This window comes from Steroidobacter agaridevorans (genome assembly GCF_009932555.1).
GTDB lineage: Bacteria > Pseudomonadota > Gammaproteobacteria > Steroidobacterales > Steroidobacteraceae > Steroidobacter > Steroidobacter agaridevorans.
Genome location: NZ_BLJO01000006.1, coordinates 1 through 10,639, shown reverse-complemented (window position 1 = coordinate 10,639; position 10,639 = coordinate 1). Strand labels below are relative to the sequence as shown.

At 62.7% G+C, this 10,639-nt stretch carries 10 protein-coding genes; 9 read left to right on the top strand and 1 reads right to left on the bottom strand.

The window, feature by feature from the left end:
* The first annotated feature begins 264 nt into the window (after positions 1-264).
* The 9 genes from denD (at position 265) to GYH35_RS21025 (ending at position 9,267) form a co-directional block, all read left to right on the top strand.
* A complete protein-coding gene (gene denD / locus GYH35_RS21065; protein WP_161829428.1) occupies positions 265-1,245 on the top strand; it encodes a D-erythronate dehydrogenase in 981 nt (326 codons plus the stop codon).
* 10 nt (positions 1,246-1,255) lie between these two features.
* Positions 1,256-2,005: an SDR family oxidoreductase gene (locus GYH35_RS21060; RefSeq protein ID WP_161829427.1), complete on the top strand. Its 750-nt coding sequence runs from the start codon at positions 1,256-1,258 to the stop codon at positions 2,003-2,005.
* Between the two features lie 91 nt (positions 2,006-2,096).
* Positions 2,097-2,549, top strand: a complete 453-nt coding sequence (locus GYH35_RS21055) for an META domain-containing protein (protein WP_161829426.1) — start codon at positions 2,097-2,099, stop codon at positions 2,547-2,549.
* Positions 2,550-2,556: 7 nt separating this feature from the next.
* On the top strand, positions 2,557-3,726 hold the full coding sequence (locus GYH35_RS21050) for an MFS transporter (RefSeq protein WP_235936831.1): 1,170 nt from the start codon (positions 2,557-2,559) through the stop codon (positions 3,724-3,726).
* Positions 3,723-4,196, top strand: coding sequence for a cupin domain-containing protein (locus GYH35_RS21045; RefSeq protein WP_161829425.1), 474 nt, complete (start codon positions 3,723-3,725; stop codon positions 4,194-4,196). Before GYH35_RS21050 ends, GYH35_RS21045 begins: the two co-directional genes overlap by 4 nt.
* Positions 4,193-5,470, top strand: a complete 1,278-nt coding sequence (locus GYH35_RS21040) for a Xaa-Pro dipeptidase (protein WP_161829424.1) — start codon at positions 4,193-4,195, stop codon at positions 5,468-5,470. Before GYH35_RS21045 ends, GYH35_RS21040 begins: the two co-directional genes overlap by 4 nt.
* Before the next feature lie 3 nt (positions 5,471-5,473).
* Positions 5,474-6,820: an amino acid permease gene (locus tag GYH35_RS21035; RefSeq protein WP_161829423.1), complete on the top strand. Its 1,347-nt coding sequence runs from the start codon at positions 5,474-5,476 to the stop codon at positions 6,818-6,820.
* A gap of 117 nt (positions 6,821-6,937) precedes the next feature.
* Complete coding sequence (locus tag GYH35_RS21030; RefSeq protein WP_161810670.1) at positions 6,938-8,623, top strand: GMC oxidoreductase; 1,686 nt, start codon at positions 6,938-6,940, stop codon at positions 8,621-8,623.
* A gap of 8 nt (positions 8,624-8,631) precedes the next feature.
* Positions 8,632-9,267, top strand: coding sequence for a gluconate 2-dehydrogenase subunit 3 family protein (locus GYH35_RS21025; RefSeq protein WP_202624465.1), 636 nt, complete (start codon positions 8,632-8,634; stop codon positions 9,265-9,267).
* Positions 9,268-9,307: 40 nt separating this feature from the next.
* On the opposite strand, the gene GYH35_RS21020 is transcribed toward GYH35_RS21025, so the two are convergent.
* Positions 9,308-10,246, bottom strand: coding sequence for a lysylphosphatidylglycerol synthase transmembrane domain-containing protein (locus tag GYH35_RS21020; RefSeq protein ID WP_161829422.1), 939 nt, complete (start codon positions 10,244-10,246; stop codon positions 9,308-9,310).
* Positions 10,247-10,639: the final 393 nt, after the last annotated feature.

Sequence of the window (10,639 nt, the reverse complement as noted above, 5' to 3'; positions counted from 1 at the left end):
GGGGACCTCCTTCCGGCAGCTTTTCGGCACAGGGACGGGGCCGAAACAGCAGGGCTCACCATGGACGTGCGGCGAGGAGCGCAATGCGCTCCGGCCGGCGCCCGGTGCCGGAAGGAGGTCCCCCACCTCGGCGGCGTGCAAGAACCGACGCCTCTTCTCCTAGCGATGCGCGGAAGGTTTTAGCAAGAATTCCCTTTCCACCCTCACTACACTCCCCCTTCATGCGACAGCGACGTCGTAGCGATCAGGCGAGGCAGTGCATCCATGAAAGTGGTCATCACCGGCGGCACGGGATTTCTCGGTCAGCGCCTTGCTGCTCGCATTCTCGAGCAAGGATCTTTATTCGCTCCTTCCGGCGAGCTCCAGGCCGTGAGCGAAATGGTGCTGTTCGACAGCCGAATCCCACCCGACCTCAAAGTCACCGATAAGCGCATCAAGCTGCTGGAGGGCGACATCGCCGATCGGACCACCGTGGCCAGGTTGATCGATCGCCCGGACATCGCCGTCTTTCATCTCGCCTCGGTCGTGAGCGCCGGTGGGGAACAGGATTTCGAGCTGGCGATGCGCGTCAATCTGGATGGGCATCGCTATGTGCTCGACGCACTGAAGGCACTCGGTTCCCGGCCGAGATATGTATTCACCAGTTCGCTGGCCGTTTACGGTGGCGACAGCGCGCTGCGTGAGGTGGATGATCCTACCCGTCACATTCCACAGACCACTTATGGAATGACCAAAGCCATCGGCGAGCTGCTGGTCAATGACTACACCCGCAAGGGCTTCATCGATGGCCGCAGTGCGCGGCTCGGATTCGTGATCGTGCGGCCGGGTGCGCCGAATCGGGCGGCGTCGGGTTTCGCGAGCGGGGTGCTGCGTGAGCCGCTCAACGGTGAAGACTATGTGTGTCCGGTGCCGTTCTCGACGAAGGTGGCCGCAACCGGTTATCGCACTGTTATCGAAGGCTTGCTGGCGTTACACGCAGTCGATGGCAGCAAACTGGGTGCCGATCGCTCGGTCAATCTGCGCACGCGCACCGTTACGGTTGGCGAGATGATCGAGAGCTTGCGGCGAGTCGCTCGCGATCGGAAGCTTGGGGCGATCAGCGAGCAGCCTGATCCTTTCGTCATGAAGGTAATATCGGCCTGGCCCGAGCAGATGCATGCGAGTCGAGCGGCGGCGCTTGGGTTTCCGCAGGATGAGAGCATCGATAGCATCATCCGCGAATACATCAGTGACTATCTGAAGTGAGCTCACGCGCATGGACCAGAAGAAAATTGCAGTCGTCACCGGCGCTGGCACGGGTATAGGACGAAACGCCGCGCTGGCGTTGGCGAAGAGGAACTTTGTGGTCGTGCTCGCAGGTCGCAATCTGCAGACCTTGAATGAGACTGCATCGCTCGCCGGCGGCGCGGAGACGCTCGCGGTGCCGACGGATGTGACCAACCCCGCTTCAGTTGCGCAGCTCTTCGACAAGACGAAGACGACTTTCGGTCGCGTCGATGTGTTGTTCAACAACGCCGGCACCAGCGCACCACCCGTGCCTTTCGAACAGCTCACACCCGAGCAGTGGGACGCCGTCGTTGCGGTGAATCTGACGGGCGCATTCCTGGTGGCGCAAGCGGCCTACCGTGTGATGAAAGATCAGACGCCGCAAGGCGGCCGGATCATCAACAATGGCTCGATCTCGGCGCAAGTGCCGCGGCCGAACTCGGCGCCCTACACGGCGACCAAGCACGCCATCACGGGCCTGACCAAGTCGCTGTCGCTGGACGGCCGCAAATACAACATTGCCTGCGGGCAGATCGACATCGGCAACGCCGCGACCTCGATGGTGAACAAGATCTCCACCGGCGTCGTGCAAGCGAACGGTTCGTTGCTGGCGGAGCCCACCATGCCGGTCGACCACGTCGGAGAAGCCATAGCCTACATGGCCGGCCTGCCGCTCGAGACCAACGTGCAGTTCATGACCGTGATGGCGACCGCCATGCCGTACATCGGGCGCGGCTAAGCCGAGCCATGCGGAGGACCGGCCTCGACGCCGGTCCCGCGAGACTGTATTTTCAGTCGCTGTGAATTCTCCAGCGAGGCGCGGCAGACCTATGGCCCGAGCAACGTACGCTGCAGTCATGGTCACGCTGCTGGCGATGGCTGCATGTAATAGCAATGAGCCTCGATCTCCCACGTCGAAGGGTAGCGACGAAGTGACGTTCGAACTGGCGGGCACGCGCTGGGCGCTGGTGCAGCTCGGCGACAAGCCGGTGACGATCAGCGAAGGCGGCCGCGAAGCGTACATCGCGCTCAACTCCGCCGATGGCAGCGTCGTCGGGCACGCCGGCTGCAATCGCCTCTCGACAAATTACAAACAGAGCGGCGCGCAGCTCAGCTTTGGCGATTTGGTCACGACGCGGATGTACTGCCCGGACATACCGACCGAGACCGCACTGCTGGACGCAATGAAAGCCACCGCCGGCTGGCGGATCGCAGGCTCGCAACTGGAATTGCTGAACAGCCAGCAAGCGCCCGTCGCCCGTTTCGAAGCCAGGAATCTCTAAAGCCACCGTGCAGCGCGCGCCTCTTCCTGCCGGCGTCTGGGCGCTCGGTCTGGTCAGCCTGTTCATGGATGTTTCTTCGGAAATGATCCATGCGCTGCTGCCGGTCTTCGTGGTCGGCACGCTCGGCGCCGGCGCGATCTGGCTCGGCGTGATCGAAGGCGTCGCCGAAGCCACCGCCAATATCGTCAAAGTGTTTTCGGGCGCGCTGTCGGATCGATGGGGCAAGCGCAAATCGCTGGCGCTGCTCGGTTACGGGCTGGCGGCGGTTACCAAGCCGCTGTTTCCGCTCGCCGGCAGTGCGCTCACGGTGTTCGCGGCTCGCTGTATAGATCGAATCGGAAAGGGCATTCGCGGCGCGCCGCGCGATGCGCTCGTCGCCGACTACACGACGCCGGAGCAACGGGGCGCCGCTTATGGATTGCGGCAGTCGCTCGACACGGTGGGCGCGTTTATCGGGCCGCTGCTCGCAATCGCACTGTTGATGTTACTGGCGAACAATGTCCGCGCGGTCTTCTGGATCGCCGTCATTCCAGCGCTCATCTCGGTCGCGATTCTTTGGTTTGCGGTCAAAGAACCGCCGCATCTGCAGCCGATGCAAAAGCGCGTCGTGGATCTGCGTCCTCGCGATTTGCCCAAACCGTTCTGGGCGATTGCCATCGTCGCCACCTTCTTCACGCTCGCTCGGTTCTCCGAAGCGTTTCTGATCCTGCGCGGCGCCGACATCGGCCTGACGATCGCCTGGACGCCAGTGGTGCTGGTGGTCATGAATGTCGCCTACATGTGTTCAGCCTATCCCGCTGGAGTGCTGGCAGATCGAATGCCACGCCACCACATTCTGCTATTGGGAGCGGCAGTGCTGGTGCTGGCCAATCTGATGCTCGCCGGCGCCAGGGATGCCACGGTCGTATTGATAGGAGTCGCGCTCTGGGGGCTGCACATGGGGCTGACCGAAGGCGTGTTCACCGCGATGATCGCCGACGCCGCGCCTGCTGATCTGCGTGGCACGGCGTTCGGTGTATTCAATCTGATGCGTGGCCTGCTGCTGCTCTTCGCCAGCATCATTGCCGGAATCATGTGGGAGGCCAGCGGTCCGGCGGCGACATTCATTACCGCCGCGGTGCTCGCGGCGTTCTCGATGTTGCTGCTGATGGCATCGCGCAGTATGTTGCGCTCATGACAGCAACGGACGTGATTCAGGCGCTGCAGCTCGCTCCCCATCCTGAGGGCGGGTGGTATCGCGAAATCTATCGTTCTACCGATCGGGTTCAGCGTGGCAGGGAGTCGCGAAGCGCGACCACCGCGATCTATTACCTGCTCGAACAGGGGCAGCTCAGCCGTTGGCACGTCGTCGATGCCGATGAGATCTGGCATTTCTATAGCGGCGCACCGCTGGAGTTGCTGGCTTACGATCCGGAATCCCGTCAGCTGAATCGTCACTTGCTTCATGCCGGTACGGCGGAAGCGCGGCCGGTGGGAGTCATTCCTTCCGGTGTCTGGCAAGCAGCGCGCAGCCTCGGCGAGTATTCGTTGGTTGGCTGTACGGTCAGTCCGGGATTCGAGTTTTCAGGATTCAAGTTCACCGCCGATTTGCCCGATCACCGGGCGCACTTTGTCGGCGAGCTGTCGCAGTACGCGGCGTTGCTATGACGCGCTGGGTCGTTCTTCTCAGCCTGGTCCTGAGTTGGAACAGCCACGCCGAACAGCTGTGGATTCGCGCCGGCAAAGTGATCGATGTGGAGCGCGGTCGCGTGCTCAGCGATCAAATGATCCGCGTCGAGGGTGAGCGAGTCGTCGCAGTCAGCAGCTACACGCCCGACGCGAACAAGGATGGACGCTGGTTGGACTGGTCCAGCTACACCGTGCTGCCGGGCCTCATGGACATGCACACCCACCTGGCGGACTTCGTCACTTCCTCCGAGGTCGCAGCCCCTCTGTATACGTCAGCGGCCGACGCGGCTTTGCAAGGCGTCGACAATGCGCGCCGAACGATTCGAGCTGGATTCACGACAGTGCGCGATGTGGGCTGTTATCGAGCCTTCACCGATGTAGCTCTTCGCAATGCCATCGATCGCGGCATCGTCGACGGGCCGCGGATGTTTGTTGTGGGCGCGTATATCACTGTTAACGGCGGCGGAGGCGAGGTGACCGGCTTTGCGCCCGATGTCGTCGTGCCGGCGGAAATGCGCCGGGGTGTTGCGAACTCGGAGTCCGAGATCCGGCAGCGCGTGCGTGAGCTGATCAGCGGTGGCGCGACGTTCATCAAAATCATCGCGACCGGCGCCGTGCTCACGGCCGGCACGACGCCCGGCGCCGCCGAATATTCCGAAGCGGAGATTCATGCGGCAGTGGACGAAGCCGCTCAGTACGGAGTCTTCGTTGCCGCTCATGCGCACGGCGCCGAAGGAATCAAACGAGCGGTGCGCGCGGGCGTCCGCTCCATCGAGCATGCTTCGTATCTCGACGACGAAGGCATTGCGCTGATGAAGAAGTACGGCACCTGGTTGGTCGCTGACATCTACAACGGCGACTACATCGCCGAGATCGGCAAGCGCGATCGTTGGAGCGAAGAGATTCTGCGCAAGAACGATGAGACGACGCAGACTCAACGCGACGGATTCGCGAAAGCCGTCAATGCCGGAGTCCGCATCGCGTTCGGAACCGACAGCGGCGTTTATCCACACGGCGACAATGCGCGTCAGTTCACTTACATGGTGCGTTACGGGCTGACGCCGATGGATGCCATCCGAGCCGCGACATTGAACTCCGCGCAGTTGCTCGCCAAGGAACAAGACCTCGGATCGATCGCCGCAGGCAAATTCGCTGACCTGATTGCGGTCGAGGGCGATCCATTGCAGGACATCGACACACTTCGCCAGGTGCGCGGCGTCATCAAAGCCGGCCGTCAGATCCGCTTGGACTGAACCATGAGCGCCACCCAGTTGCCTCCGCGTCGGATGGGTTTCTGGATGTGCCTGGCGCTGGTGATCGGCAACGTGGTCGGCTCGGGGGTTTATTTATTACCGGCCTCGCTGGCGCCGTATGGCCTCAACAGCATCTTCGGCTGGCTCATCACTTCCGGTGGCGCGGTGGCATTGGCGGTCGTATTTGCCCGGCTGGCGAAGTTGTTTCCAAAGGCTGGCGGACCGTATGTTTATGCGCGCGTTGCCTTCGGCGATCAGGTGGGATTTCTCACGGCCTGGGGCTATTGGATCGGCGCATGGGTCGGCAATGCTGCCATTGCCATTGCGACGGTTGCCTATCTCGCCGAGCTGATCCCGTGGATCAAACACACGACCGGCGCGCCCGCGCTCGCGTCGTGCGTGATCATTTGGGTGCTGACCTATGTGAATTGGCGTGGCGCCCGAGAGGTCGGCGGCGTGCAGATCGTCACGACGGTGCTGAAGTTGTTGCCGCTGATCGCGATCGTCGCATTGGGCCTCTGGTTGCTGATCAAGGCTGACGCCTCGGTCATCCAGGCTGAGCGCACGCCATTCTCCTGGCCCGCGATCAATGCGTCCGCGATCCTGACTTTATGGGCGTTTCTGGGGCTGGAGTCGGCCACCGTTCCGGCTCGCGCCGTGGACAATCCTGAACGCAATGTGCCGCTCGCGACTTTGTGGGGCACGCTCGGCACCGCGGCGATCTATATCCTGACGTGCTCCATCGTCGTGTTATTGCTGCCCGGCTCGCAGCTGGCCGATTCGAGTGCGCCGCTCGCCGATGTCATTCGCATGTTCTGGGGCGATCGGCTTGCCAGCACGCTGGCGCTGTTCGCTTTCATCAGCGGCTTCGGTGCGCTCAACGGCTGGATTCTGCTGCAAGCGGAGATGCCGCGCGTGCTGGCCAACGAGGGTGTGTTTCCCAAGGTGTTTGCTCGCGAGTCGCGGCATGGCACCCCCGGCGCGTCGCTGGCGATCACGGGCCTGTTGCTCACCACGCTGGTATTGATGAACTACAGTCGCTCCATGGTGCAGGTGTTCACCTTCATCATTCTCATCGCGACATCGACCTACCTGGTGATGTACCTGTGTTGTGCCGTGGCCGCGCTCAAGCTTTGCTGGAACGGTCTGCTGGGCGAGGCGGGCCGGAAGTTGTCGCCGTTCTTGCTAATAGCGATGCTGGCCTCGGCGTATTCGCTGTGGACCCTGTTCGGCGCCGGGGCCGAAGAATTCTGGTGGAGCATGGCGCTGTTCGCCGCCGGCGTGCCGGTTTACTGGTTGATGCAGCGGCCTGCCAGGGCGGCTCGGCCCAGGCCGCGACCTATTGACTGACAATTCACTCGCCAGCGGGCCATGCGGCGATGCATACTCGCGGCGAATGCAACCGGTTACACTCCGGAAACTAGCCATAGAATCCGCCGCCACGAGGCGGCAGCGAGAGGGGGTTGGATGAACGAGAACACCTACGACGCCATTGTCGTCGGCACCGGCATCAGTGGCGGCTGGGCGGCCAAGGAGCTGACCGAAAAGGGTTTGAAGACGCTGGTGCTGGATCGCGGGCGCAACGTCCGGCACGTCCAGGACTATCCCACGGCGACCACCGATATCTGGGACTTCCCCTATGCGGGGCGCGCGACCGCCGAGGAACTGAGGCGCCACGAAACCGCGGCCCGTAGCGGCTACGCGATCACACAGGCGACCAAGCACTGGTTCGTCGACGACACCGAGTTCCCATACACCGAGAAGCAGCGCTTCGACTGGATCCGCGGCTATCACGTCGGCGGCCGCTCCATCATGTGGGGCCGGCAGAGCTATCGCTGGAGCCCGATGGACTTCGAGGCCAACGCCAAGGACGGAATCGCGGTCGACTGGCCGATCCGCTATGACGATCTCGCCCCCTGGTACGACCACGTCGAGCAGTTCATCGGCGTCAGCGGCCAGAACGAGGGCTTCGCGCAGCTGCCCGACGGCAAGTTCCTGCCGCCGATGGAAATGAACTGCGTCGAGAAACATTTCAAACAGCAGGTGACCGACAAGCTCGGCCGCCAGGTCACGATCGGCCGCGTCGCCCATCTCACGGCGCCGCTGGCGCACAGCCCGCAGCGTGGCACCTGCCAGTATCGAAACATGTGTATTCGCGGCTGCCCGTTCGGTGCGTATTTCAGCAGCCAGTCGAGCACGCTGCCGGCCGCCGAAAAGACCGGCAACATGACGCTGCGGCCGAACTCCATCGTTTACGAAATCATCTACGACGAGAAGAAGGAACGCGCCACCGGCGTGCGCGTGCTCGATGCGGAGACCCGACAGACGACCGATTTTTTCGCCAAAGTGATCTTCCTGAATGCGTCGACCTTCGGCTCGACGTACATCATGATGAACTCGATCTCCAAGCGCTTCCCGAACGGCTTCGGCAACGACAGCGGCGAGCTCGGCTGCAACATCATGGATCATCAGCTCGAGATCGGCGCGCGCGCCATGGTCGACGGCTTCGATGACAAGTACTACACCGGGCGCCGTCCTAACGGCATTTACATTCCGCGATATCGCAACGTCGGCAAGGACAAACGCGACTACCTGCGTGGCTTCGGCTATCAAGGTGGCGCGTCGCGCGGTGGCTGGACCGGGCTGATGCTCGACACCAAGCTCGGCGAAGAGTTGAAGGAGCGCGCGGCGGAGCCCGGTCCCTGGTACATGGGGCTCGGCGGCTTCGGCGAGATCCTGCCGTATCACGAGAATCGCGTGACCATGGATCATTCCAAGAAGGACAAGTACGGCATGCCGGTGCTCGCCTTCGACGCCGTGCTACGGCAGAACGAGCTGGCCATGCGCAAGGACATGGCGAACGACGCGGCCGAAATGCTCGAAGCCGCGGGTTATCGCAACGTGCGTAGCTACGATCGCGAGATGGGCATCGGCCTCGGCATCCATGAGATGGGCACGGCGCGCATGGGACGCGATCCCAAGACTTCCGTGCTCAATGCGCACAATCAGGTGCACGCTTGTAAGAACGTCTATGTCACGGACGGTTCTTGCATGACCTCGGCGGCGTGCCAGAACCCGTCGCTGACCTACATGGCTTTGACCGCGCGTGCCTGCAATCACGCGGTCGAAGAACTGAAGCGCATGAACATCTGAGGTGACTCATGAATGCCGATGACATGAACATGAATCGTCGCCAGGTGTTGCAGCGGGCTGCCTATCTGATGGGCGGCGCGCTCTCGGCGCCCGCGGTCCTTGGCTTGCTCAACGGCTGCGCGCCGAAGCAGGAAGAGGCGCTTTGGCAGCCGGTATTTTTCAGCAAGGAACAAGGCGCGATCGTGGCCGAGGTCGCGGACATCATCATCCCGCGCACCAAGACGCCCGGCGCGAAGGATGTGGGTGTGCCCGGGTTCATCGACACCATGCTCAAAGATGTCTACGAGCAGGCCGATCGCGATCGTTACCTGGCCGGCTTGAAGGAATTCGACGATGCGGCTCGCAAGGCGCATGGCAAACCGTTCGTCGAGCTGAGCAAGTCTCAGCAGACCGAGCAGGTGAAGAAATTCAACGACGACGCCATCGCGACCGAGCTCTCTTACGATCCGCGCCCGAAAGATTTGAAGCGTCCCTTCATTCTCATGACGCGCGAGCTGACGCTGCTGGGCTTCTTCTGTTCGAAAGTCGGCGCCACGGAAGTCCTGCAATACGTCGCGGTGCCCGGCGGGTTCCAGGCCTGCGTGCCCGTTGCGGAGGCGGGCAATGGCAAGGCGTGGGCGCAGGAAGCGATGGGGCGTTTCTAAGCCCCGCTCGGGCGCATCGCCCGAGCGAAAAATAGCTAACTTATCGGCGCAGCAGCCTGCGGCGTAAAACGCCGCTGCTGCTGGTCGATTCGAACATCAGCAACAATCCCAACGCGATCAGCAGCGGCAGGATTTCGAACACGGCCCGATAGGCCAGCACAGCGCCGAGCAGTTTCGCCGGCGGGACCTGCGGCAACATCAATAACAACGCCGCTTCCAGCACGCCCAGCCCGGCCGGCACATTGCTGAGCTGCCCGGCGACGAAGGCGATGCAATAGATCGCGATGAAGGCCGGCCAGCTCATGTTGAGCTCGTCGGGCATGAACAGATAAAGAATTCCCGTCATCAGCGAGATCTGCACCAGCCCGATCGCCAGCTGCAACGAAGTGTCACGCAGCGTCGGCACCGGCAGCGTTTGCCCGCCCATCGTCAGTGGCGTCTTGCGGCGGATGACGAAGGTCAGCCAACCGATATCCTTCGCAAGACCGATGACGCCGAGGATCAGCACCGTGCCGGTCGAAATTCGCAGTGCCTGCGCGGCGGTTTCGGCGTTGAGTAAAAGTGACAAATCGATCAGCCAGCCGACGCTGAAGAAATACGGCATGGCGGCCAGCACCACGACGGTCGCGACCTCTCGCGCCGATAAGCCGACGGCCGCATACATTCGATAACGCAGAGCGCCGCCACTGACCAGGGCGAGTCCGATCGCCCGGCTGATCGGGTTGGAGATGATGGCGGTTCGAAATGCGACCAGGGGCATCGTTCGGCCGCTCGCCATACGCACGGCGATGCCTTCGTAAATTCCCACCAGTGCATATACGCCGGCGCTGAAGAGCAGGCCGAGCAGCATGGTCGTCGGCGGCTGCGCGAGTACCTGCTGGCGTACGTCGTGGAAATCGATGGCTTCGAGCCGGTCGGCCAGCACCCAGCCGGCCAGCGCGAGCATCGGAATCCACAGCAGCGGGGCCCATTTCTTCATGGAGATTCGATCATCTCAAATTCGCCGGTTCGTGCGGGGTGGGTAAGTCGATGCAATTCGCTTGGCTGGGCGCGCGTTCCGCGCTGGCTCTTGAAGAGCCCGGCCCGCCCTTGTGTTTGGCGCTGCGCGCCGGCTTTGAAGAGCCCACTGCCCGCCCTTGTGTTTGGCGCTGCGCGCCGGCTTTGAAGAGCCCACCCACCCGCCCTTGTGTTGTTGGCGCTCCGCGCCGGACCTTCAAGAGCCACCCGCCCGCCCGTATTGCTTGGCGCTGGCGCGCCGGTCTGCCGCGCTCCGCGCGAGCGAGGGCCGGATGGCTCGCGCAGCGCGAACACACGGCGGCCGCCGGGATCTTCAGGCTTGGCGCGCAGCGCCAACACACGGGCGGGCGGTGGG

Bases quoted from the DNA above. Each gene is read 5' to 3' on its own strand.
- denD (WP_161829428.1), top strand. From the start codon at position 265: ATGAAAGTGGTCATCACCGGCGGCACGGGATTTCTCGGTCAGCGCCTT.
- GYH35_RS21060 (WP_161829427.1), top strand. From the start codon at position 1,256: ATGGACCAGAAGAAAATTGCAGTCGTCACCGGCGCTGGCACGGGTATA.
- GYH35_RS21055 (WP_161829426.1), top strand. From the start codon at position 2,097: ATGGCCCGAGCAACGTACGCTGCAGTCATGGTCACGCTGCTGGCGATG.
- GYH35_RS21045 (WP_161829425.1), top strand. From the start codon at position 3,723: ATGACAGCAACGGACGTGATTCAGGCGCTGCAGCTCGCTCCCCATCCT.
- GYH35_RS21040 (WP_161829424.1), top strand. From the start codon at position 4,193: ATGACGCGCTGGGTCGTTCTTCTCAGCCTGGTCCTGAGTTGGAACAGC.
- GYH35_RS21035 (WP_161829423.1), top strand. From the start codon at position 5,474: ATGAGCGCCACCCAGTTGCCTCCGCGTCGGATGGGTTTCTGGATGTGC.
- GYH35_RS21030 (WP_161810670.1), top strand. From the start codon at position 6,938: ATGAACGAGAACACCTACGACGCCATTGTCGTCGGCACCGGCATCAGT.
- GYH35_RS21025 (WP_202624465.1), top strand. From the start codon at position 8,632: ATGAATGCCGATGACATGAACATGAATCGTCGCCAGGTGTTGCAGCGG.
- GYH35_RS21020 (WP_161829422.1), bottom strand. From the start codon at position 10,246: ATGAAGAAATGGGCCCCGCTGCTGTGGATTCCGATGCTCGCGCTGGCC.